General features: G+C 55.6%; 25 protein-coding genes. 16 read left to right on the top strand and 9 right to left on the bottom strand.

Annotated features, from left to right (window positions below):
* The first annotated feature begins 223 nt into the window (after positions 1-223).
* The 5 genes from KSF73_14315 to KSF73_14295 all read left to right on the top strand — a co-directional run bounded on the left by KSF73_14315 (position 224) and on the right by KSF73_14295 (position 4,630).
* The gene (locus tag KSF73_14315) at positions 224-1,342 is read left to right on the top strand and encodes an aromatic ring-hydroxylating dioxygenase subunit alpha (protein ID MBV1776888.1); all 1,119 of its coding nucleotides are present in this window, start codon (positions 224-226) and stop codon (positions 1,340-1,342) included.
* A gap of 10 nt (positions 1,343-1,352) precedes the next feature.
* A complete protein-coding gene (locus KSF73_14310; GenBank protein MBV1776887.1) occupies positions 1,353-1,802 on the top strand; it encodes a DUF695 domain-containing protein in 450 nt (149 codons plus the stop codon).
* A 309-nt stretch (positions 1,803-2,111) separates the two neighbouring features.
* Positions 2,112-2,732, top strand: coding sequence for a hypothetical protein (locus tag KSF73_14305; protein ID MBV1776886.1), 621 nt, complete (start codon positions 2,112-2,114; stop codon positions 2,730-2,732).
* Between the two features lie 256 nt (positions 2,733-2,988).
* A complete protein-coding gene (locus tag KSF73_14300) occupies positions 2,989-3,792 on the top strand; it encodes a hypothetical protein (protein MBV1776885.1) in 804 nt (267 codons plus the stop codon).
* A 43-nt stretch (positions 3,793-3,835) separates the two neighbouring features.
* Positions 3,836-4,630 (top strand): MOSC domain-containing protein, encoded by a 795-nt coding sequence (locus KSF73_14295; protein MBV1776884.1) that lies wholly within the window; start codon positions 3,836-3,838, stop codon positions 4,628-4,630.
* Positions 4,631-4,698: 68 nt separating this feature from the next.
* Here KSF73_14295 and dapD read toward each other — a convergent pair whose 3' ends face one another.
* Complete coding sequence (gene dapD, locus KSF73_14290) at positions 4,699-5,523, bottom strand: 2,3,4,5-tetrahydropyridine-2,6-dicarboxylate N-succinyltransferase (GenBank protein MBV1776883.1); 825 nt, start codon at positions 5,521-5,523, stop codon at positions 4,699-4,701.
* Positions 5,524-5,878: 355 nt separating this feature from the next.
* Here dapD and KSF73_14285 point away from each other — a divergent pair, with 355 nt between their 5' ends.
* The 8 genes from KSF73_14285 (at position 5,879) to KSF73_14250 (ending at position 13,901) form a co-directional block, all read left to right on the top strand.
* A complete protein-coding gene (locus KSF73_14285; protein MBV1776882.1) occupies positions 5,879-6,220 on the top strand; it encodes a hypothetical protein in 342 nt (113 codons plus the stop codon).
* 56 nt (positions 6,221-6,276) lie between these two features.
* Positions 6,277-6,468 (top strand): putative motility protein, encoded by a 192-nt coding sequence (locus KSF73_14280; GenBank protein MBV1776881.1) that lies wholly within the window; start codon positions 6,277-6,279, stop codon positions 6,466-6,468.
* 214 nt (positions 6,469-6,682) lie between these two features.
* Complete coding sequence (locus tag KSF73_14275; GenBank protein MBV1776880.1) at positions 6,683-8,539, top strand: ATP-dependent DNA helicase; 1,857 nt, start codon at positions 6,683-6,685, stop codon at positions 8,537-8,539.
* Between the two features lie 97 nt (positions 8,540-8,636).
* The gene (mltG, locus tag KSF73_14270) at positions 8,637-9,596 is read left to right on the top strand and encodes an endolytic transglycosylase MltG (GenBank protein MBV1776879.1); all 960 of its coding nucleotides are present in this window, start codon (positions 8,637-8,639) and stop codon (positions 9,594-9,596) included.
* A gap of 21 nt (positions 9,597-9,617) precedes the next feature.
* Positions 9,618-10,250, top strand: a complete 633-nt coding sequence (gene tmk / locus KSF73_14265) for a dTMP kinase (GenBank protein ID MBV1776878.1) — start codon at positions 9,618-9,620, stop codon at positions 10,248-10,250.
* 301 nt (positions 10,251-10,551) lie between these two features.
* Positions 10,552-11,052 (top strand): hypothetical protein, encoded by a 501-nt coding sequence (locus tag KSF73_14260; protein ID MBV1776877.1) that lies wholly within the window; start codon positions 10,552-10,554, stop codon positions 11,050-11,052.
* 61 nt (positions 11,053-11,113) lie between these two features.
* Positions 11,114-11,947, top strand: a complete 834-nt coding sequence (gene yghU, locus KSF73_14255; GenBank protein ID MBV1776876.1) for a glutathione-dependent disulfide-bond oxidoreductase — start codon at positions 11,114-11,116, stop codon at positions 11,945-11,947.
* 355 nt (positions 11,948-12,302) lie between these two features.
* A complete protein-coding gene (locus KSF73_14250) occupies positions 12,303-13,901 on the top strand; it encodes a M4 family metallopeptidase (GenBank protein MBV1776875.1) in 1,599 nt (532 codons plus the stop codon).
* An 89-nt stretch (positions 13,902-13,990) separates the two neighbouring features.
* On the opposite strand, the gene KSF73_14245 is transcribed toward KSF73_14250, so the two are convergent.
* On the bottom strand, positions 13,991-14,557 hold the full coding sequence (locus tag KSF73_14245; protein ID MBV1776874.1) for a hypothetical protein: 567 nt from the start codon (positions 14,555-14,557) through the stop codon (positions 13,991-13,993).
* A gap of 311 nt (positions 14,558-14,868) precedes the next feature.
* On the opposite strand from KSF73_14245, the gene KSF73_14240 reads away from it, so the two are divergent.
* From KSF73_14240 to KSF73_14230, 3 genes are all read left to right on the top strand, one after another.
* Positions 14,869-15,633, top strand: a complete 765-nt coding sequence (locus KSF73_14240) for an energy transducer TonB (protein MBV1776873.1) — start codon at positions 14,869-14,871, stop codon at positions 15,631-15,633.
* Positions 15,634-15,704: 71 nt separating this feature from the next.
* Positions 15,705-16,442: a MotA/TolQ/ExbB proton channel family protein gene (locus KSF73_14235; GenBank protein ID MBV1776872.1), complete on the top strand. Its 738-nt coding sequence runs from the start codon at positions 15,705-15,707 to the stop codon at positions 16,440-16,442.
* The gene (locus tag KSF73_14230; protein MBV1776871.1) at positions 16,443-16,847 is read left to right on the top strand and encodes a biopolymer transporter ExbD; all 405 of its coding nucleotides are present in this window, start codon (positions 16,443-16,445) and stop codon (positions 16,845-16,847) included.
* A gap of 108 nt (positions 16,848-16,955) precedes the next feature.
* On the opposite strand, the gene KSF73_14225 is transcribed toward KSF73_14230, so the two are convergent.
* The 7 genes from KSF73_14225 to KSF73_14195 form a co-directional block, all read right to left on the bottom strand.
* Positions 16,956-17,609 carry a hypothetical protein gene (locus tag KSF73_14225; protein ID MBV1776870.1) on the bottom strand — a complete coding sequence of 218 codons (654 nt, stop codon included), beginning with the start codon at positions 17,607-17,609 and terminating at the stop codon, positions 16,956-16,958.
* Between the two features lie 239 nt (positions 17,610-17,848).
* Positions 17,849-18,319: a cytochrome c gene (locus KSF73_14220; GenBank protein MBV1776869.1), complete on the bottom strand. Its 471-nt coding sequence runs from the start codon at positions 18,317-18,319 to the stop codon at positions 17,849-17,851.
* Between the two features lie 65 nt (positions 18,320-18,384).
* A complete protein-coding gene (locus KSF73_14215; protein ID MBV1776868.1) occupies positions 18,385-18,768 on the bottom strand; it encodes a hypothetical protein in 384 nt (127 codons plus the stop codon).
* Entirely contained in the window at positions 18,765-19,370 is a 606-nt protein-coding gene (locus KSF73_14210) for a peroxiredoxin (protein ID MBV1776867.1), read from the bottom strand. Before KSF73_14210 ends, KSF73_14215 begins: the two co-directional genes overlap by 4 nt.
* Entirely contained in the window at positions 19,367-19,747 is a 381-nt protein-coding gene (locus KSF73_14205; protein MBV1776866.1) for a cytochrome c, read from the bottom strand. The genes KSF73_14210 and KSF73_14205 overlap by 4 nt, the downstream gene beginning before the upstream one ends.
* A gap of 24 nt (positions 19,748-19,771) precedes the next feature.
* Positions 19,772-21,217 (bottom strand): DUF1501 domain-containing protein, encoded by a 1,446-nt coding sequence (locus KSF73_14200; protein MBV1776865.1) that lies wholly within the window; start codon positions 21,215-21,217, stop codon positions 19,772-19,774.
* Between the two features lie 57 nt (positions 21,218-21,274).
* Complete coding sequence (locus KSF73_14195) at positions 21,275-23,752, bottom strand: DUF1549 and DUF1553 domain-containing protein (GenBank protein MBV1776864.1); 2,478 nt, start codon at positions 23,750-23,752, stop codon at positions 21,275-21,277.
* Between the last annotated feature and the right edge of the window lie 167 nt (positions 23,753-23,919).

The raw sequence follows: 23,919 nt of genomic DNA, 5'->3' as shown, positions 1-23,919 counted from the left end.
CATCGTGTTGTCCAGTGCTTGCCCTACGGCCCAGGAGGCTAGGGGGGGAGGCGATTCGCCGAACTCCGGTTCACTCAGTGGACCGACTCGTAATCCATCAAGGCAAGACGTTCTTAGACCTTCGGGTGTTGGGGTATCGCTTGGGCTGCCGGGCTGCGCGGAGAATCCGTGTGGTGTGCGTGTGTGAGTGGTTCCCTATCCCGGCAACTTGGGGGTGTGGGATATGTCCAACCTGGATCAATCCAAACTCGTGCATGCTGCCCGTGCACAACTGCCTATCGGCGTCTATTTCGACGAAGATTTCTATAAACTCGAACAGGAACTGCTGTTCAAGCATGGCCCGAAGTATGTCGGTCATGAGCTCATGGTGCCCGAAGTGGGCGATTACCATGCGCTGGAAATGTACGACAAATCCCGTCTGCTCAAGCGTACCGAGCAGGGGGTCAAGCTGCTATCCAATATTTGTCGCCATCGTCAGGCCATCATGGTCGACGGTCGTGGCAACAGCAATCACATCGTGTGTCCGCTGCATCGCTGGACCTACGACAATCACGGCGTGCTGAAAGGCGCTCCGCACTTCCCGGAAAACCCCTGCCTGAATCTGCCCGTTACCGGCCTGCAGAACTACAACGGCATGCTGTTCGAACTGGGTACCGGTGGCCGTGATGTCGAAGCTGATCTGAAAGACCTCGGCGTCCGCAAGGATCTCGATTTCAGCGGCTATCGTCTGAACAATGTGCAGGTGGATACCTACGAAGGCAACTGGAAGACCTTTATCGAAGTCTATCTGGAAGACTATCACGTTGATCCCTTCCATCCGGGTCTGGGCCGCTTTGTAGAATGTGGCGACCTGAAATGGGAGTTCGGCGACTGGTACTCGGTGCAGACCGTGGGCATCCACAACGAGCTCGCCAAGCCGGGTTCCAAGGTCTACAAGGACTGGCACAATCAGGTGCTGGGCTTTAACCGTGGCAAGGTGCCGAATTTCGGGGCGATCTGGCTCACTTACTATCCGAACGTGATGGTGGAGTGGTATCCGCATACGCTGGTGATTTCTACCATCCTGCCGCAAGGCCCGCGCAAGTATGTGAACATCTGCGAATTCTACTATCCGGAAGAAATCGCGCTGTTCGAGCCGGAATTCATGGCGGCCGAGCAAAAGGCCTACGAAGAAACCGCCGTGGAAGATGCCGAAATCATCCGCCGTATGGAAGAGGGCCGTCTGGCGCTCTGGCGTGAAGGCCGCGACGAGTGGGGTCCTTACCAGAGCCCGATGGAAGACGGCATGCTGCACTTCCACGAGTTCATGCGCCGGGAGATGGGGGCGCATATTAAGGGGTAGCGTTAATCATATGGCCGATTGTAAATGTATTCCAAGTGCTGATGTTGATGAGTGGACAATTGTCGAAGGTATGGACGGCGGACGTCCGCACTTGGTGCGTTTTAGACCTAGATTGACTGAATTTTTGGGGGATAGTCGTTTCCCCAAAAGGCTCCAGATTGCTTGGAAATTTGTCGAAGATGAAAGCGGCATGCCAAGTGAGATGGAATCAGATGCAATGAACCAAATGGAGGATTATTTGGTGAGTGCGTTGGAGTCTAAAAATTCAGGAATTTTGGCTTTGGCCTGTACCTCAAAGGGGTTCAGATATTGGCAATTTTATGTTTCCCCCGCTGAGGATCTAGGCATAACTATCAATGACGCTCTTGCAGCTCTGCCACAACTTCCGATTACCATCGAATTGTCCGATGATCCCGAGTGGAACGCATTAGCAGAGTTGTTTGATTCGGTTTTGGATTGAGATTTTTGCCTGATTATGATTTGACGCTGGCAAATGATAATAAAAGATACCCTCCGCACATTTCCCCTCGCAAAGCCCGCACCAGCGGGCTTTGTCACATCTAGCGGCAGGGTTTTCATCTGGCGGCGGCAGTTCATGCCGTTCCCCTTGCCGTTTCATCGATCACTGATTTTCTGATGGTTCTCCGCTCGGGTTCTGTTGCGCCTTTACACGATTTAACGCTGCTGGCACGAATGCTGCTTTCTGCTGTGCATGGAAAAACCGGGTGCCCTGAATGGGGCACATATACACGGATAGCGGGAGGTCATCATGAGCACGGTTGCAACAGTGGGTGGAAACAACTCATACAACCAATGGCAATCATTCCAGCAGCAGGCACAAGGCCAGCAGGTGGGGTCGTCACAGGCGGTGAGCGCGCAATTGAGCGGTATGAGCGGCTTTTCGCAGAGCTTTCTGCAAACACTGGAGCAACTGGGTATCAGTCTACCGGGTCAGCCATTTCAGAGTATTGGTAACGAGAATGCCAAAAAGTCGGCAGCGGCGAGTGCCGGTCAGCAAGCCGGACAGCAATCGACTTCGCAGGTTGTGCATGCCTTTATGCAAAATCTGTTTGCCGCCATGCAGGCTAGCGCCTCGCAAGGTGCTCAGACAGAGAGCCGCTCGGGTGGGCAGCAAGGTCGTGGCAATATGGCGACGGCCATTGCTAATCTGGCGGGCGGACTCAGCCAGCATACCAGCGGCGGCAAAACCGTTGATACCAGTGCTGCAGCGTATGAGTCTTTAGGGCAATCGTGGCGGCAATTGCTGGCAGCGAGCGAGTCGTCAGGTAAAAATTCGGCCAGCAATCAACCAAGTCTGCAATCCTTTCTGCAGACCTTATCCAGCAATGTGGCAAGCCGTGGCGGTCATGTAGTCAGTACCACGGCTTAAGGTAATCAGTCGAACAGCAGGGCATTGGATCACACGAGGGAGCTCAGTGACGCCGGCCATAAACGGCCGGCGCGCTGAGTTCAATAAAGGCCAGACCACCCAGGTACGGGCCGCCATCATACCAATATGCGGATCGGTTCATGTAACCACCGCACTGGTGACCGAGGGATGCGCGCCGGCCTCCCAGCGGGCTCGCCAGTTGCATGACAGGCGAGCCGGCAGGCAACTCAAGGGACGATGCGTTCGGCATGGCCGGATGCGTCCATTTCGTCCCGATTGTCTGAGCAGTCGGGATGGTCAGGAGGCGATCGTGATCAGCATGTCCAGCATGAGCGTGGCGTATGCCAGCTATACCACTTCTACTTATTCTCCATCCTCGGTGCAATCAAAAGCTTCGCTTGGCGCATCATCCGGTACTCATCCAGTCAAAACCACGGGTAATCCTACCGGCAAGGTTACCGGCCCAAGCACGCCGGATTACTTTGCCAGTGAGGTGATCAAAACACTGAAAGACTTTGGTGTCGATGTCAGCAAAGTCAGTGCGGCGGGCGGCGATCTTGCAACGGCTCAGCCGGGGTCGGCGGAAGCTGCGCTGTCCAACTTCATTCAGTCGGTCAAGGATGCCATGAGCGCCAATCGCGCGGCCAATACCGGAACGGGGACGTCGGCACAGGTTTTCATGGTGTATATGCAGAAGCATTCGGGTTCATCCGGCGATATGCTGGCCGGGCAAACGGCGAGTCTGGAAAAGCTCATGTCAGCCAATTTCACCAGCATGACGTCAATGCTGGGACAGACCAGCAGTGGCGAAGACCCGATGGCACAGGTTAAGAAATCGGTACAGGAGGCGTTCCAGAGTTTGCTGGTGGCGCTCGGCGCTGCTCAGCCATCGAAGTCTGAGGATGGTAAACAGTCTGCAAAAGGTGAGGGCAGCACGGGCAGTGGCAATCAGCAATCAGCGCCCTCGCTACAGGCTTTTTTGCAGAGACTGACTGGAAATCTGGCAAACGATCAGGGGAATCTGCCGCAAGCCTCGTCGTCGGTCAGCATCAAGGCTTAAGCTGGTGCATAATGCCCGCTCACCTGAAACTGGGAGCGGGCCGATGCAGCTAAAGGAAATCTACATTCATCCACTCAAATCCGGGCGCGGGCAGCAGGTTGATGCTGTGCAGATCGAGGCACTTGGTCCGCGTCATGATCGCCGCTGGATGCTTTGCGATGAAAATGGTCGCTTTCTCAGTGCGCGTAACTATCCGCGCATGGTGCTGATCGAGTCGCAAGTAGATGAAAAAGGTATCTGCTTTAGCGCACCGGGCGCAGACCCATTGCGTGTTGAGATGGCTGACATGACGGAGCCACTGCCAGTTTCGGTATGGAAGCACGCATTTTCTGCATTTGCAGGCTACCCTGAAGCTGATTTCTGGTTCTCCGAGTGGCTGGGCACAAGTTGCCGCCTTGCATACACAGACGATCGCACCGCCCGCCGCACCACGGCTGACCCCACTTCGCCGGTGGGATTTGCTGATGGCTACCCCGTATTGCTGATCGGATCGGCTTCACTGGCTGATTTGAATGCGCGATTGGTTCAGCCGGTGAGCATGCGCCACTTCCGACCCAATCTGGTGATCGAAACAACCGAGCCGTATATCGAGGATCGCATTGCGCAGGTTCGGATTGGCGATGTCGTATTTGATCATGTCAAACGCTGTGCGCGCTGTGTGCTGACAACCGTCGATCCCGATAGCGGCATCCCCGATGCGGACATGCAGCCGCTGGCAACACTCAATGACTATCGCAGTGCCGACGACGGCACTTGTTTCGGGATCAATCTGATTCCGCGTGCACTAGGTGAGCTTGTACACGGGGCGCCTGTAGAGATTCTGAGCTGGCGAGCCTAGATCGCCCGCGCTGACATCAAACATGCCGCCCTCGGGCGGCATGTGTATATGTAAACGGCTTGCGTAGATCAGATGCCGCGCAACAGTTCGTTGATGCCGACCTTGGAGCGGGTCTGGGCATCCACCTTCTTCACGATGATGGCGGCGTACAGGCTGTACTTGCCATCGGCAGACGGCAGGTTGCCGGACACCACCACCGAGCCAGCCGGAACGCGGCCGTAGTGGATTTCGCCGGTTTCGCGATCGTAAATGCGGGTCGACTGGCCGATATACACGCCCATCGAAATTACCGAGCCTTCTTCCACCACGACGCCTTCCACGATTTCCGAGCGGGCGCCAATAAAGCAGTTATCTTCGATGATGGTCGGATTGGCCTGCAGTGGCTCCAGCACGCCACCGATGCCGACGCCGCCGGACAGGTGCACGTTCTTGCCGATCTGTGCGCAGGAGCCCACGGTGGCCCATGTATCAACCATGGTGCCTTCGTCAACATACGCGCCGATGTTCACGTAGGACGGCATCAGTACGACATTTTTGCCAATGAAGGAGCCACGACGTGCCACCGCAGGCGGCACCACGCGGAAGCCGCCGTTACGGAAATCAGCATCGCTGTAACCATCGAACTTGGATGGCACCTTATCGAAGTAACGGGTCATGCCATGTTCCATCACCGCGTTGTCATTGACGCGGAAGGATAGCAGTACAGCCTTCTTGATCCATTCGTTGACGTGCCACTGGCCGTTCAACTTCTCTGCGACGCGGATCTCGCCACGATCGAGTTCAAGAATGACCTGGTTGATCGCATCACGCAGCTCGGGACTGCAAGAGGTGGGCGACAATTCAGCGCGGCGTTCGAAGGCTTGTTCGATAACGGGACGAATGGGATGAGACATGGGCATTTCCGTGAGCTTGAGCATGAGTGGGCGCACCCCGTAAATCGGTCGATGCTTCTGCAATCTGGCACATGGATTCGCGGGATGCCAACTGTATGACGAGCAAAAAAAGCTGTCGCAGGCTAAAAAACCTGACCACCATACAGGGTGTGCCGAAACCAGGGTTCAGTGGGTTTGTGCAATCGCCAGACTGGATGAATGAGTCCAGTTTAAGGCTTGAATGGACAAGACCGGACGCAATTATATGGGAAGTTGCACTGGTTTTGTGATGCACTGCGTTTTGAAATTTCACAATGAGCCGGTAGACTTTGTGGTTTACGGCGATTTGCCTCCCACAATCAGGAGAGAAATAAAAATGAACATCGTGCAACGCTATGGCGTGCTGCTGGCCGCCTCACTTGCCCTTGTCCTGCCGATTGCACAGGCAGATGCCGAAGGTCTGCCGCAAGGAGGGGATGCGCCTCTGGTGGGCGATACGCCGCTGCCGGCAGTGAATCCATCCCGTAAGTCTTATGCGAAGCAAGCTGCCAAGGTCGAGGGCAAGCGCCCGCAGCGCCACGGTATGCGTCACGCCAAAAAGCGCCGTCCGCATGCCAAATCCCACGCGACTGCCAAGCATCATGTAGCGGTTAAGCCTGCTGCCAAAGCGGCGCATAAGCGTGTAAAAGCGAAAAAGCACTCAAGAAATCGCGCCTAATGCCGATATGGGGGAGTGAGGCCGTCAAGGCATCACTCTTCTGATCGGAGCGCATCATGGATGTCTCGTCTATTGCAAGTGCCGCATCTGCCAACGCAGCGCAACAAACTGAGCTGGCTACCACTCTGCTGGTGATGAAAAAGTCGATGGATATGCAACAGCAGGCTGCTTTGCAGCTGCTGCAGGCCTTACCGCAAGTTGCCAGTAATCCGCCGAATCTGGGTAATTCTGTCGATATTTCGGCGTGATCCTGAGGGCTGATCTCATGTTTGCGGGCAGCGCGTGACCGTCTGGGTGGCGCGTTTGTTTTTGTGCGACATGGTGCTTGGCGGTCTGCATGATAGAATCTGACGTTTAGATGTCTATCCACTTTTCCTCATGACCTTAGATGACGTCTTTGGCGAGTCTGGCTCGTTTGCGCGTGCGGTAAAGGGCTATAAGCCCCGTCCGCAGCAGATCGAGATGGCGCAGGCGGTTCAAAATGCGATTGAAACCAAGCGTCCGCTGATTGCCGAGGCTGGAACTGGCACGGGTAAAACCTACGCCTACCTGGTGCCTGCGCTACTGTCGGGCGGAAAAGTCATTGTTTCAACCGGTACCAAAACCCTTCAAGATCAACTTTATCATCGTGATTTGCCCCGCGTGCGCGAGGTGCTTGGCGTACCTGTGACCATTGCACTGCTGAAGGGGCGCGCCAATTACGTCTGTCGCTATCATCTGGAAGTAGCAGAATCAGATGGCCGATTTGCCCGCAAGGAAGATGTCGCCCAGCTGCACGAAATCGTCCGGTTTGCAAATCGCAGTCAGGATGGTGACAAAGCAAATTGTCCTTCCGTTCCGGAGACGTCGCCTGTGTGGGGCAATGTCACGTCAACTCGCGATAACTGTCTGGGCTCCGATTGTCCGCATCACGAAGACTGCTTTGTGATGAAGGCTCGGCGCGAAGCCATGGAAGCCGATGTGGTGGTGGTGAACCACCATCTCTTCTTTGCCGATGTCTGGCTGAAAGACGAAGGCGCCGGCGAATTACTGCCGCGCTGCAATACCATTATTTTTGACGAAGCCCACCAGCTGCCTGAAGTTGCCAGCCTGTTTTTTGGCGAGACAGTGGCATCGGGACAGCTGCTGGAACTGGCACGCGACAGCCGCGCCGAAGCATTGGCCGCTGCCAAGGATTTCATTCATCTGCCTGCGGCTGCGCAAGCACTGGACAAGGCTGTGCGTGATGTCCGTCTGGCATTTGGTCAGGAGACACTACGGGCGCCGCAGCATGCGCTGGCCGAGCGCATCGAGTTTCACGACGCGCTTGCCATACTGGCCGACAAGCTTGAGGAGCTGGGCGATCTGCTCAGCAAGCAGGCTGATCGCTCCGAAGGGCTGGAAAAGTGCCGTGTCCGCACGGCAGAACAATACGAGCTGTTACAACGCTGGCGCAACCAGTCCAGCGAAGACGCTGTGCACTGGATCGAGGTCACTGCCCATGGCTTTCAGTTGAATGCCACGCCGCTGGATATTGCCAAACTATTCTCCCGCCAGATCAATCAGGAGCGCGCCTGGGTGTTTACCTCGGCTACCTTGGCCATGAACGGCGATTTTCGTCATTACGCATACGAGATGGGCTTGTGGGAAGCTGATCACGCCACGTGGGATTCGCCCTTTGCCTACAAGCAGCAGGCTGTGATGTATGTGCCGCAAGGGTTGCCAGATCCCAATAGTAGTGGGTACACCGCGGCGGTGATCGAGGCGGCGCTACCGCTCATTCAGCGCGCCGAAGGTCATGCCTTTTTGCTGTTTACCAGCCTGCGCGCCATGCGTGAGGCTTATGATCTGCTGAAAGTCAAGTTACCGGCGCTAGGGCTCGAGTATCCCTTGTTGCTGCAAGGCGAGGGATCACGCTCCGAGTTACTTGAGCGCTTCCGTCAGGAGCCGCATGCCATTCTGGTGGCCAGCCAGACCTTCTGGGAAGGGATCGACGTCAAGGGCGAGCAATTGCGGCTGGTCGTCATCGACAAGGTACCGTTTGCATCACCGGATGATCCGGTGCTTGCTGCGCGCGTAGACAAAATCAACAAGGCAGGGCGCAATGCGTTTATGGAGTATCAGCTGCCGCGTGCCACGATTACCCTAAAGCAGGGCGCAGGCCGCCTGATCCGTGACGAGCAGGATCGCGGTGTGCTGATGATTGCCGATCCGCGCCTGATCGACAAACCCTACGGCAAGCGCATCTGGCAGAGTCTGCCGCCTATGCTGCGCACTCGCGAGCTGAGTGTGGTGCAACGATTTTTTGACAGGATGAATGATGGCACGACGAAAGCCTGATGCCAGCAAACGTGCGGTGCGTACAGCCGCGTCAAACGGTAGCAGTGCCGGCGTACGCCTGCTGAAAGGCTTGCTGGCGGTATTTGCACTGGCCGTCATGGGTGCTGCTGCTGCCGGATTCTGGGCGTTTCACGAACTGAGTTCGCCGCTGCCGATCGCAGGCCAGACCCGGGACTTTCTGCTCGAGCCTGGTACCACCATGCGCGCAGCTGCTCGCCAGCTGGAAACCGAGGGCATTCTGGAACATGGCTGGTTGTTTAGTCTGTATGCCCGCGCCACTGGCCGCGCACCGCGCATCAAGGCAGGAAGCTACGAGATTTCGGGCGAAACGACTGCATTGCAACTGCTGGATAAACTCACCGATGGCGATGTGAGCAGCGCGACGGTAACCATCGTGGAAGGCTGGAACTGGCGGCAGGTACGTGATGCGCTGAATCGCAATCCTGATCTGAAACATGATCTGGTCAGCTTGAAAGATTCGGACGTCGTACAGCAAATCGGGATGGATGCACCCTCACCGGAAGGGTTGCTGTTTCCTGACACCTATCATTTTGCCAAGCACAGTTCTGACCTGAGTGTCATCAAACGGGCGGCTTCAATCATGCAAAAGCGCCTGGAAAAGGTCTGGGCGCTGCGTAGTGCCCGTACGTCGGTAAAAACACCTTATGAAGCACTCACACTGGCCTCCATCATCGAAAAGGAAACCGGTAGATCGTCTGATCGCACACTGATTTCAGCGGTGTTTAATAACCGCCTGCGTATCGGCATGCGTCTGCAAACAGACCCTTCAGTTATCTACGGCATGGGTGATCAGTATGAAGGCAATATCCGTCGCAGTGATCTTGAGCGCGATACGCCTTACAACACTTATACGCGATCCGGCCTGACGCCCACCCCCATTGCCATGCCGGGAGAAGCATCGCTTATGGCGGCGGTGAACCCTGCAGAGTCAAAAGCGCTGTATTTCGTGGCACGTGGTGATGGCTCTTCGCAATTTTCAGAGTCGTTAGATGATCACAATCGCGCCGTGAGACATTTTATCCTCGGCAAAAAATGAATTTCGTAAAAAGGTAAGTGCATGAGCAAGGGTTGCATGATTGTGTGCGATGGCGGCAATGGCGCGGGTAAATCCACTGTGCTGAAGGCCATCGAGGCGCACTTGCGCGCACGTGGACACGAACCCGTGATGACACGCGAGCCGGGCGGCACGCCAATTGGCGAGAAAATCCGCGAGATTCTCCTGAGTCCGGACACGCCGGAAATGTGTGATGTCACCGAGCTCATGCTATTTACGGCCGCTCGGGCGCAGCACGTGCGTGAGCGAATTATCCCGGCCATTGAAGCAGGCAAAATTGTAGTGAGCGATCGCTTCGATTCCGCCACCATCAGTTTTCAGCACTATTCCCGTGGCCTGTCACTGGAGCTGATCCAGCAGCTCAATGGCATCGCCATCGGCAGTCTGCGGCCGGACATGACCATTATCCTTGATCTCGACCCGGAAGTCGGTTTGCGCCGCGTCATTGCGCGCGAAAACGGCGCACTCGATCGTATGGAGCAGGAAAGCCTGGTGTTTCTGCACAAGGCTCGCCATGGTTATCTGGAACAAGCCAAGGCCGACCCCGATCATTTTGTGGTGATCGATGCCGCCCAGTCGCTGGAGAAAGTGATTGCGGATGTGCTTGCTGTGGTTGATTTGCTGATTCCCGCCTGATGTATTAGTCATAATGTGCTGATTTTAAATTCAATGCTGTCTGCCAAGTCAGGGCGGACGGCAGAGCCGCACGTGTCAATTATGAAATCAGGCTGACATGTCATTACCTCAAGCTAGCTATTGAGGGACGATGCATGAACTTCAGGCTTGAGCCTAGTTGAATGACTGCCATAGTATGCGATACCGGCGGTTACCTGTTCGCTGATTTCAAATTTACCTAGCGCACATATGAAGTGCGAACGCATTGACTGACAATCCATTCTATGACAATGTCATTTAATGTGTATGAGTGAAAGCGATCATGACCGATGATGCTAACACGCGAGGACGTGTGTACTTGGGGGGGATGGTCATCGTCACCGCATGTATGCTGGTGCTGGCCGGTATGTATGTGGCGTTCCAGCTATCTTTTATCCCGTTTGTGCTGCTTATCGCGCTGGTGGAGCTGGGCTGGCTTGCGCGCCGATACGGTGAAATGCTGCGGGCGAGCAAGCGGCGTACCTGTTTTTGGCATGCTGCCCGATCCTTCGTGGTCATTCAGGATGATCGCGAGTACCGGGGAGAGGAAACCATAGTGGTGTTTCCCGATGCTGACATTGAACAAGCGCACCAGCGATTTGCAGTGTCGTGGTTGTGTCTGACTAAAAATGGCAGCTGGTTCTGGCTTGATATTCGGTTACATGGCCATGTGATCGAACGCACCGCGGTCACGCCGCTGGATATGGTCATGGCACGACATGCAGTGGCGCTGCATTGTCCGCACAAGTATCGCCAGTTTTTTGCTGCGCCAGAACTTGCTTGAACATGACACAATGCGTGTGGGCTCGCCTGATCTGGCGGGCAATAGCTTGGAGCAAGTTCAAATGAGCGATTCGTGGACACCGCCGAAAGTCTGGGAATGGAAACAGGGAAATGGCGGCGCGTTTGCCAATATCAATCGACCCGTCGCTGGCGCGACACATGATCAGGATCTGCCTGTCGGTCAGCATCCCTTGCAGTTGTACTCCCTTGCCACGCCCAATGGCATCAAAGTAAGCATTCTGCTTGAAGAACTGTTAGCGCGCGGCGTCTCAGCTGCTGAATACGATGCATGGCCTATTCGTATACAGCAGGGAGATCAGTTTGGTAGCGGCTTTGTGGCGGCCAATCCAAACTCCAAAATTCCGGCACTGGTTGATCACAGTGGCGTGGCGCCGATTCGCATTTTCGAGTCCGGGGCGATTCTGGTTTATCTCGCGGAAAAATTCTCCGCCTTCTTGCCAACAGAGTCCGCGGCTCGGGCCGAGTGCCTATCCTGGTTATTCTGGCAGATGGGAAGCGCGCCCTTTGTGGGTGGCGGGTTTGGACATTTTTATGTGTATGCACCCGTCAAAATCGAATATGCCATTGACCGCTATGCCATGGAAACCAAGCGGCAACTGGATGTACTGAACCAGTTGCTGGCTACACGTGACTATGTGGCTGGTGACGATTACACCATTGCCGATATGGCCATCTGGCCCTGGTATGGTCAGCTGGTACTGGGTGATCTCTATGGTGCAGCGGAATTCCTGCAGGCAGATGCTTACCCGCATGTAATCCGCTGGGCTAGGACAATTGCAGCGCGTCCTGCGGTGATACGTGGCCGCCGGGTCAACAAAACCTGGGGTGATGACCAACTACCAGAGCGTCATTCCGCTGAAGACTTCATGCGCTAGGTGTCATGGGCAATCGGTTTGACATGATTTGCCCATGAATCGATTGCCCTATTGATCCACGTATTATGTGAAAAATGCGACAGTACTGTTGCAGTGCAAAGAAATTGTGAGATGAGATTTACTGGATAGCATTATCTATGTGTGAAATTTTGTTAAATTTTAAGTGATTGATTTTATATGAATATTTGATCTTTATTTCTCCGAGTCGGCACGCTCGTCGGAAAAGGCGCTCTATTGAGAGTCTATCCGAATGTGCTTATAAAGGTCGCTGACCTGTTGCACGCAGACAGTGCGTGCATGTGAGCCAGGTTGTTGTACCTACACAAATGTGCGTTCGACACACTCGGAGAAATACATGAAGCTTCGTCCTTTGGTTTTTGCCGTTACCGCTGCGATGGTGGTGCTTCCACTGACCGTATCTGCCGCTGATCAAGACAAGAGTGCCGCCATTACTCGTGCGCTCAAACTGCTGAATGATAACCAGCAGTCAGGTAGTTCAGCCAAGGGTGTGAAGGCTGCTGCTGCATCGAATGAGGCCTGGGAAGCCAGCGATGTGGTGTTCGACAATGATGGTAACGAACACGTTCGATTTGACCGTAAAATCAAGGGTCTGCGCGTGCTGGGTGGCGATGTGGTTGTCCACTCCAAAGGTGGCAGTCTGAATAGCTTCACCATGCCGCAACCGCGTGGCTTGAGTATCCGTAACGGCGGTACAATTGCAGGTTCCACTGCTGTGGCGATCGCCCGCGCCTATTTTAACGGCACCGAGAGCGGCCATACCGATGCAGAGTCCATCGTGTATGCACGCGATACTGACCCGGCACTGGCTTACTCGGTCACGGTTTCCGGCCTGAAGCGCGATCAAACCCCAAGCTCCATGGAGTTTGTGATTGAAGCAGCATCCGGCCGTGTGCTGGACATGATCGAGCATGTGCATACCACTGCAACTGCAGGGACAGGCACAGGTGTCTTTTCCGGCAAGGTGAATCTGACCACCGATAGCACCACAACAGGGTTTGCGCTGCGCGATCCAAGCCGTGGTGGTCATTACATCAACAACAGCGCCAATGGCACCGGCAATGGCACGCTGATGACCAGCACGACCAATACCTGGGGCAATGGTTCCAATAGCAACGCACAGTCTGCCGCTGTGGATGCATTGTACGGCCAAAACATGACCTGGGACTATTTCAAGTCGGTCCACGGACGGAGTGGGATTGCCAATGATGGCAAAGGCGCATATTCCCGCGTGCATTACAGCAAGAACTACGCAAATGCCTTCTGGGATGACAGCTGCTTCTGCATGACCTACGGTGATGGCGATGGCAAGACACTGGGGCCGCTGCTGTCCCTGGATGTAGCTGGCCACGAAATGTCACACGGTGTGACATCGCGTACCGCCAAATTGGTCTACTCCGGCGAGAGCGGTGGCCTGAACGAAGCAACGTCCGATATCTTTGGCGTGTCCGTTGCTTTCTATGCCAATAACCCCAGCGAGCCGGCAAGCTACGCGCTGGGCCGCAAGCTGTTCCTCACCGGCGATGGCACACGTGGTTTCCGCTACATGTTCAAGCCGAGCCTCGATGGTTCGTCTGCCGATTGCTACAGCAGCAGCGTGGGCTCGCTGGACGTGCATTTCTCCTCAGGTGTGGCTAACCACTTCTTCTATCTGCTGGCTGAAGGTGCGGTGGTACCCGCAGGTTATGGTTCAGGCACAACCTATAACGTGACACCCGCCAAGCTGGTTTGTAATGGCGATACCACCCTGAAGGGCATTGGTCGCGATGTGGCTGGCAAGATCTGGTACCGCGCGCTGACCGTTTACATGACCTCAACTACAAACTACAAGGCTGCACGCACTGCAACGCTGAATGCTGCGAAGGATCTGTATGGTACGACGTCGACTCAGTACGCTGCCGTGGGTAAGGCCTGGGCAGCTGTGAGTGTGAATTAAGCACCGCACACCCATCAAACTGACGATCTGGGTCAGTGAAAAAAACCTCCGCTACGATGACTGGCGGAGGTTTTTTATGCATACATGTTTCAAATCATATGCACGGTAAATCCCTCTGACAGATAGCCTGCAATAACTGCATCAGGCAAGCCTTGTGGAATCTCCAGAATGATATTGCGCGGTGCCAGCTCGAAATGTGCCATCAGTTTGGCAAATGTCTTGCCATGCGCTGTTTTCACATGCTGGAACAGCAGGGGATGGATCGGTAGCACCAGCGGCCCGGGCCGGCCGCCAATCAGGAAATGATTGAGCGTATGGATCAGGCGGCAGAGCCGATCCAGTTTGAGAATACCGTCGGCACCTGCAGGTAGCTGATACAGCTTGTCGCGGCTGAGCGGTTCGCCGTTTGGTCCCGTGGCAAGTGTTTCTCCGCGCACCAGATTGGCCAGACCGATTTTGTAGGGCGAAAACTGGCTGCGGATTTCCCCTTTGAAATAGCGACCGTATACGCCATGTGCATCCAGTCCCAATGGTAATCCGGCCACCCATTGCGCAGGCATGGTGGCAATACGTGCAGACAGCGCGTGCCTGACAGCTTCCGAATCTGGCGGCAGAGGTTCATCGAGCGTGTCGATCAGGGGAGTGGAGAAAGACATGTGGTGTCCTGTTATGCGAGTTGACCCGGCGATAGATACACGAATCCGAGCGTGCCGCTGCGCAGTATAAGCGAATCAATCTAAATTAAACGGAATAAAAGATTCATTCAATATTTCCATGTGGAATTTACGGAGAGCTGTTTTGCTTTGCACAAAATGTGCTGCATTTGCAGCAGTCTTCGCAGGGTCTATCACGGTTGGAAATCATGTAAGTGAATGATCTATATGTGATTTGATGGGCTGGCATCATTCCTGCAAATGACTTCGTGAACCGCAGCTGCCTCTGTGCTGCGAATGAAAGGAGTCAACTCATGGAATCGCTGGCATTTTCTGCGCGAGCCTTCGCTGCCCCGCCTAGACGACATCCTGCGCGTCGTCCGCCGGTTCGGTCTGCCCAGCAGGCGCAAGTAAAGGTGCATGCGGTGACACGGCCGCCCATTGAAGCCCCGCCGCGTGGCCGCTGGTGGATCGGGGTGGCAGTGCTGGTGCATGCAGGCATTGCGGGTTGGCTGTTCTTCGGGCCAAAGCAGCAGTCTGCAGCGGCTGAGCCGCCGCACGAACTCAAGCTGAAGTTTTTCAAGCCGGAAGTGGTCGATCCACCCAAGCCGCCACCCCCTCCGCCGCCACAGGCGGAAAAGAAAACAGTGACGCCCAAAGCATCCACTCCCACCACGCCGGTTGAATTGCCCAAAGTGGCTGAAAGCACCAGTAGCACGGGAGAAGCGGTTGCAGTCCAAAGCGGGCCAGTCGCCCCCCCGGCGCCTGCACCCGCTCCGCCGCCTCCCGCCCCGGAGCCCGTCATTGAAGCGCGCGGTGGGATTGGTTACCTGAACAATCCGCCGCCTGATTACCCGCGCCAGGCGCAGGTTCAGGGCTGGGAGGGCAAGGTGGTGCTGCGTATCCGGGTGAGTCCGGACGGGCATCCGCAGGAGGTGCAGGTGAAAACCTCCAGTGGCCGCAAGATTCTGGACGATGCCGCCATCAATACTGTGCAGCGCTGGCAATTCGCGCCCGCCAAGCGTGGTCAGACCGCCGTGGAAGGCTGGGCGACCGTCCCGATCGAATTCCGTCTGTAGCTGCAAGCAAAAGCAGCCTCAGGACACAACGCATATCCGATTTCAACATTCAATTTCAAGGACACACGATCATGATTGATACCCAATCCATCCCTGGCGCACAGATTACTCTTTGGGCATTACTCGGCTTTTCAGTTGCTACCTGGAGCCTGATTCTGGTGAAAGCCTGGCAACAGTACAAAGTGGGCAAGGAAAACCGCCGCTTCTCGACCCAGTTCTGGGAGGCGAATGATCTGGGTGAAGCGGCCCGTTCTACCGAGTCTGCCGAGGGCACCCTTGCCCGGCTTGCCAAAGCTGGTTTTGGTGCACTCAGCGATGATGGCTCCAGTCACAATCTTGATCACCAATGGGATAGACAGGAATTGCTCGAGCGCCATCTGCGCCAGCAGATCCATCGCGAGCATCGTGGTCTGGAAACTGGCCTGACTTTGCTGGCCAGTATTGGGAGCACCGCGCCCTTTGTTGGTTTGTTCGGCACGGTGTGGGGCATCATGAATGCACTCACGCATATCGGAAAGCTGGGTAATGCCAGCATCGACGTGGTGGCGGGGCCGATTGGCGAGGCGCTGGTGGCAACCGGGATCGGTATTGCCGTGGCGGTACCGGCAGTGCTGGCTTACAACTTCTTTGTGCGCAAAATTAAGCTGGTATCCGCCGATCTGGATGACTTCGCAACTGACTTCCTGAACCTGGCCCAGCGCGCCAATTTCCGCCACCCGCTGATTCAGCGCGCTGATGATGGCAAGGTGGTCGAACTGAAGGCAGGTAATCTGCAACCGGGCAACCCTGGCCGCGAGGTATTTGCATAAATGGCGATCTCGACAAGACAGGAATCCGGCGCGGTGCTCAGCGAAATCAATATCACACCACTGGTGGATGTGATGCTGGTGTTGCTGGTGGCGTTTATGATCGCCATACCGGCCTTGAATAATGCCGTGCACGTTAATCTCCCCAAAACAGCGCCTACTACTACACCACCGCTGCAAAAGCAAGTGATTGTAAGTGTGGATGTCGAGGGCAGGGTGTACATCGACAAGCGGGAAATTCAGCCCGCAACATTAGAAGCAGAGCTCAAGACTCTGCTCGCCGACAGCCCCGAACTGGCGCTGCGTCTGCAGGGCGACGAACACGTCCCTTATGGATCAGTCGCGCGGGCCATGGCCGCCATCGAGCGCAGCGGCGTGGCCAATGTATCGGTGCTGACGGCGCAATAATCACGCATCAGCGTACGCCCAGACGCAGGATGTGAATTTGAACCACGGGTGGAAGCTCGTGGTTTTTTTGTAATGCTTTGGGCGAATGAGAGTCAATTGGCGAGCCGATTAGTTTTTAGTTGGCAGGGTGTAGGATACCTTCTCTCCATTAATTTTGGCGTGCCCATTCTTTATTAGTAAAGAGAATACTTGATCAGTGATTTCTCCAGAAATACCTTTGCCAATTTTTGCTTGGATAGTACTTTTTAGTGTTTTAGTTGTTCTGGGTTTTGATGATTTTCTATTGATCAAGTCTTCTATTGCTATTTTTAGATAGCCCTCCAGTGTTTCTTGCTTGGTGAGGGAGGGGGCTTGAGGGGCAACTTTATCCTCGTGTTTTGCCTGACTAATCTGAGTCAGGCAAAAGATTTCCTCGATTGACGATGAGCGGCTGCACGAAATTTTACGTGACTTTAAATGTTGTATTAGTGGGTCAAAACCCGTATCTCGTGAAATAATATGAAAGATACCCTTTGGGTCTGTTATTGCCAAATTTCCAAGATAGTATGCAATGTGAAAGTCTAGTGCATTGGTTCCCGGAGTCTCCAGTGTTATGTAGCTGGATCTTTGCGCTATTTTATGCATTGCTAAGACAAAGTCTACGCGAAGCTTTGTATTAGTTGGTCCAAGAAAGGCGATAACCTTAAAGTGCTCATCATTGAGTAAATGCAATGACTGAGTTTGCACATTTTCATAATCAATTAAAACGTAATTTGTACGCAATCATATCTCCTAGTTGAGACTTTATTTATGCATGCTGGGTTCAATGAATCCACGCGTTAAATACGCTTGGGAACATCAAAAATGTTCTAATCTGCACCTACAATATTGCCAGACCTATAGTCGCCTCACAACTGAAACCCATTGCTTGCAACTGTAGTATTTAACACTGTGCATGAAAAAAAGCGGCCCCACCAGAAGCCGCCCGTTTCCCCTCATCCCCCGATGATTAGCGAATCATCTCACTCACTTCGCTTGAACGCATCATGACAGGCCTTGCAGGTGGCGGTGAGTTTCACGAATTGCGGTTTCAGTGCCGCCGCATCGCCCGCCTGTGGCGCAAGCTGGGCGAGGGCGGTGGCTTCGCGGGAGAAGTGGGTGGCGAGTTCGCTTACTTTGGCGGTATCGCTGAAAAATTCCGGTTTCACCGTGGTGTCGTGCCAGCCCTTGCCGGTTTGCGTATTAGCGGCGAACAGATTGCCGAGGCCGGAATTGGCCAGTGCGGCGATGCTGTTGGCGGCGCGAACCACTTCGTCTTTGTTGTATGGGCCTTCGAGTTGAGCCTTGATGCGGCCCGTGTTCCAGGCGATCACCTGAAACGCGGACTGACGCCATTTAATGAGTGATTCGGGTTTGGGGGCGTCAGCGGCAACGGCGCTGCCAAGGCTAAGGGTGATCAGGGTGGCGATCAGGCTGAGGCGCTTGAAAGTCATAGTCAGTACCTGTGTAGGGCAGCGAGGCTGCGTGGATGGAAAAGCGGAGACCGCATGAGCGGCCTTTATTCATTGATCGGACGGTATTGATCGTGGCACGGCATGCAGGCTTGACGGATGCCAACGGCCAATTCGCTGGCGCGCGTCCAGTTGGATTCGTCGAGCGCAGTCAGTACATACTGGCTGCGCGCCACATCGTCCCGCGATAGCTTGGCCGCGCCTGGCTTGCCCGTTTCATCGAGGTAGGCGGCCATGGCGGCATAGAGCGTTTGCAAGGATTCGGCCCGTAGACGGGCACGCTGGCTGTCCTGTTCCAGCAGCGCATGCTGAAGGTCGCTGCTGTATCGATCGATCTGCCGCATCCAGACATCAAACTGGAACAACGTGGCCCCCCGACCGGGCAGACCCATCAACAGCAAGACAGCCAGCGTGATCTGGCGCCATTTCATGGCGTATTTGCCTGTAGCTTCTGCACCGCCTGCAAAGCCTGTTCCACATGCTGATCCGGTGGCAGATCGCTCAGGGTGACGGCGATATGGCCGTCCTGCGCAATCACGAATGACACCCGCTCGGCAAAGCCGTGATCAATGGCCTCTCCGCGTGTATCGACAGCGCCCTTGCGTACCTCGCGCACATTCACTGCGAACAGCTTCGCAATCCGGCCATCCGGATCGGCGGCAACAGGCAGTTTGCCTGCGCAATATTCGGGATCAGCCGAAAAGGCCTTCAGGCGGGCAGGATCATCGAGCGAAACACCCACGACTGACGCATGTGCAGCGCGGAAGGCGTCAATACGGGTTGCAAAGGTGTGCGCTTCGATATTGCAGCCTTTGGTAAAGGCCGAGGGGTAGAAGTACACCACCACCGGGCCTTGGCGCAGCGCGTCCTTGAGTGAGACTTGCACCGCCTGGCCATTGAGTGCGGCGCTGGCAGTAAAGTCGGGCGCCACTGCACCGGGATTCAGTGCGGCCTGTGCAGGCAGGGATAAACTCAGACAGGTAAGAAGGCCTGACCCGATGGCGAACAGACGTGTCGTTGCGGTTGTGTTCATGATTTGTACACCGAATGGCAGGCCTTGCAGGTTTTGGTAACTTTGTTGATGCCTTGTGATGCTCCTTCAAAGTCCTGGTCGCTGATCTGCTGCTTGATGGTGGTGAGCTGCAGGGTGATGTCGCGCGAGTACGTCTGCCCCTTTTCTGCATCAGGATGCTGCTGGTAGTAGTCAGACACCTGCGCAAACAATTCCAGCAGGGCATCGGTATTCTGAGCTGAAGCCACGGCGTTCTTCTGCAGCAGATTGGAATCCAGATCGCGTGTCGCGTCCTCGATATCGTGCATCAGGTCCTCGCCAATGCCGGGTACATTGGCAAACGAATCAAAGGCAGCAATGGCGAGGATCAGGCCCGCGATGATCAGTGGGCGTTTCATGGTTCAGTTCCTTGTGTATCCGGGTCAGGCAATCAGTTCGTGGATGACTTCACCGTGCACGGTGGTGGCGCGTTCGCTGCGGCCATCGTGCTGGAAGGTGAGGGTGCGGTGATCCAGTCCCAGTAGGCTGAGGATTGTGGCCTGCAGATCATAGGTATCCACTTCGCCGGAGACAGCGCGCAGGCCGATTTCGTCCGTGGCGCCGTGGGTGTAGCCCGCCTTGCTGCCGCCACCGGCGATCCACGAGGTGAAGCCCCACGGATTGTGGTCGCGACCATCGCCGGTCTGGCCATACGGCGTGCGGCCAAATTCGGAGGTCCACACCACCAGCGTTGAGTCGAGCAGGCCGCGTTCCTTCAAATCCGCCAGCAAGCCTGCAATTGGCTTGTCCACGGCGCGCGCCATCACGGCGTGATTCTTTTCGAGACTATTGTGGGCATCCCAGTCGCCGTAGGTTTTGTCACCAGAACCGGAAATCACGTGCACGAAGCGCACCCCGCGTTCTACAAGGCGTCTTGCGCGCAGCAGATTGGTGCCATATTCACGGCTGATCTCGTCATCTAGCCCGTAGGACGATTTGGTGGCGGCGGTTTCCTTGCTGAGGTCGACGGCTTCCGGTGCCGAGGTCTCCATGCGGTAGGCCAGATCGTAGCTGCGCAGACGGGCTTCCAGCTCGGTATCGCCCTGATACTTGCCTGCATGCTTCTGATTGAGTTGCTTGAGCAGATCGAGGCTGGCACGCTGGTCGCTGGCACTCAGGACATTGGGGCGATCCAGATGAAGGATGGGCGAATCGCCCTGACGGAACGCGGTGCCCTGATAGACTGCTGGCAGGAAGCCGGAACTCCAGATCACCTGTCCACGTCCGCCACCCGCATTGCTATTACCGGTGGGTAGCACGACGAAGGGGGGCAGATCCGGATTGGCCGCTCCCAGCGCATAGGTCACCCATGCGCCCAGCGCCGGACGACCCGGTACCAGCCCGCTGGTGTGCAGCTTCAGCGAGGAAATGACGTGGGTTGACCCCTCTGTTTTGCTGCCTTTGATAAAGGCGATCTTATCGGCATGCTTGGCAAGGTTGGGCACCAGATCGGAGAACCATGCGCCGCTGTCGCCATGCTGTTTCCATTCGCGCTTGCTGGCAAAGAGTGCGCCCACACCGCCATCGGTGGCTGTTTTCAGGCCCTTGCCGAAGGAGTCGGGCAGCGGCTTGCCATGCAGCTTGATCAGGTCGGGTTTGTAATCAAACAAGTCCAGCGTGCTCGGCGCACCGGCCATGTGCAGCCAGATGACCGCCTTGGCTTTGGCCGGGAAGGGCGGGTTTTTCGGCGCTAGCGGATCGTCGAATGCGGTTTCTTCGCCTGCTAATGCACTGGCGCTGATGACGCCGCCGAAAAGACCTGTTGCCAGCAGGCTACCCAGCCCGAGGCCGGTGGTACCGAGAAACTGTCTGCGTGAGTGACTCATGATAGTTGTCCTTGCAATGCGTATCGTGTCTGTATGGATGGCCGGTGTGATGCTGCTCAGCTAGAAGCGGTAAACAAATTCATTGGCATTGGCCAGGGTGTGTACCAGGCTGACCAGACCCGCTTGATGCGCCAGCACCGTGCGCTTGTCGCTGCCTTTCTGCTTGCCCGCTTCGCTGCCGGCATCGCTGGCGATGTCTGCGCCGCCATCTTCATCACCGCCACCGCCTTTGCTGGCCTGCAGCTTGCGCTGACTATCAATGAATTGCTGGAAGGCCACCTGTTCCAGGCGGTCTGCCTTGCGGCCATACAGCGACTGGTACGCACGATCGAGACCATTGGCGGCTTCGGCGGTGATGCCGTAGCCAATTACCTGTGGCACTGATTTGCCGGCCTGCAGCTTTTTCAATGCGGCGGATTCTTGTTGCTTCCAGAATGCGAGCAAGGCCGTGCGTTCGCTGTCGCTTGGTTTGCGCGAATATAGGATGCTGTAGATGCGGTCGATCTTCTGCTTGTCGTCCTTACCTGCTTCTTTCTCTACCCGACCTGCCAGTGCGCGCGACCATTCAAACACTAGATCACTGTTCAGCAACGCCAGTGCCTGTGGTGCCGTGGTGGTCACTTCGCGGGTCTGATGCACCAGCTGCGGATTGGCCCAGTCGAAACTATCGAGGAAAGGATAGGGCGAATTGCGGCGCACAAAGGTATAGACGCTGCGGCGGTAGTAATCGTGCGGATCATCCGACGTCTTCCAGAAGTTGGCTGCATTGAGCGCCGAGTTAAAGCTCTTGGGCACCGGAGGGAAGACCGATGGGCCACCTTGCTTTTCATTGAGCAAGCCCGCTGCATAGATCAGCGAATCGCGAATCTGTTCGGCATCCAGGCGCTGGCGCGGGAAGGTGGCCAGCAGTTTGTTGGCCGGATCGACTTTGGCGACATCGGCACGCGGGATCGAGGCTTGACGGTAGGTATGCGACAGCAGGATTTCACGCTGCAGCGGCTTCAGCTTCCAGCCGCCTTTCACAAATTCGCTTGCCAGATGGTCGAGCAACTCCGGATGAGTCGGTTTAGCGCCTTGCTTGCCGAAATCCCCCAGTGTTTCAACGATGCCCTTGCCGAAATATTGCGCCCACACGCGGTTCACATAGACGCGCGCGGTGAGTGGGTTATCGGGGCTGACAATCCAGTTGGCGATGGCGGTGCGGCGACCGGAGGAACGATCAGTTGGCTTGATCTCCGGCGAATTCCCGCCCAGCAAGGCCGGCACCCCCGGTTGGACTTCTTCCAGATGGCGGTCGTAAATGCCATTGGCGAGTACATAGGTGGCAGGTGTGTCCTTACCCAGTTCTACCATGGCCGAGATAAAGCCCGGATGTTTAGGTTTCAGGTGGTCAAACTCTTTTAGCTTGGCATCCAGCTTCTGGTATTCGGCGTAGCCTTCCTTGTCCTTGGTTTTCAGGGTGTTCACAGCATTGCGTGTACGGCCGGATAAGGTCCACAGGCTGCGGTTATAAATCCAGCGTTCATAGGCATTGCGCTGCTCGGCGGGCTTTTCGATGGCCTCGCGGGTCGCAGGGGTAAAACCTTGCAGGCGATCGTCTTCCAGCTTTTTGATGACAGGCTTCAGAATCTCGGTCTGGCGATCCCGAATCTCTTTAGTTGCTTCTTCCCACCTGGCCTGTTGAGCCAGAAAGGTCTCCCGCTCCTTCCCTTGCGCCGCCAGAATGTCATCCTGTGCGCTAGCGTTCACAAAGTAGGATTGCAGCTGGTAGTACTCTTTCTGTGAAATCTTGTCGAACTTGTGGTTGTGGCAGGCGGCGCAGGCGACAGTCGTGGCAAGCAATACCGATCCCACTGTGTTGGTCAGGTCGGTGGCGACTTCTACCTGTTTCAGGTTCAGGTCGCGGGCATTGATTTCATCGGGATAGTTGCGCAGGAAACCGGTGGCAATTCTGGCTTCGTGGCTGTCCGGCCAGAGCTCATCGCCTGCCAGCTGCTCCTTGATGAAGCGGTCGTAGGGTTTGTCCTCGTTGTAGGCCTGGATCACATAATCGCGGTAGCGCCAAATATTGGGTCGGGTGCCGTCGGCGTTGTAACCATCGGAGTCCGCATAACGGGTCAGATCCAGCCAGCGGCGGCCCCAGCGTTCGCCATAGCGAGGGGAAGCTAGCAGCCGGTCAACCAGCTTTTCGTAGGCCTTGGGCGATTTGTCATTCACAAACGCACTGACTTCCTCTGGCGTCGGGATCAGGCCCCATGCATCCAGCGTGGCGCGGCGTATATACGCTTCGCGCTCGGCATCTCGCGAGGGTTTCAAGTGCTTTTCTTCCAACTTTTGCAGCACAAAGCGATCAACTGGCGTAAGCACCCAGCGCTCGTCCGCCACCCTGGGCAATGTAGGCGCTTGTACAGGAGAGTAGGCCCAGCCTTTGCTATTGCTTCCGGCTGGATTAGGCGTAGTGGCTGCATGGCTGCTGCCAGCCAGCGAGACGCTGGTATAGGCAAACAGCACCGCCGTAGCGTGCAGGGTTTTTCTCATGGCAGTTTCCTTGATCACAATGGCAGCTCCGCTGGTACATCGCGCCCACATAGTGGAAACGGTTATAAAGCGGATGAAAGTAGAGTTGCATTGTTATTAGCAAGGGGTGTGCCAGTGGGCGATTGAACTGATTTAGTTATTGTATGTCTGTGTATTTAAATGAGAAA

The sequence above is a fragment of the Burkholderiaceae bacterium DAT-1 genome (assembly GCA_019084025.1).
Taxonomy (GTDB): domain Bacteria; phylum Pseudomonadota; class Gammaproteobacteria; order Burkholderiales; family Chitinimonadaceae; genus DAT-1.
The sequence above is the reverse complement of the archived record's forward strand: the minus strand, read 5'-3'. Positions and strand labels throughout refer to the sequence as shown.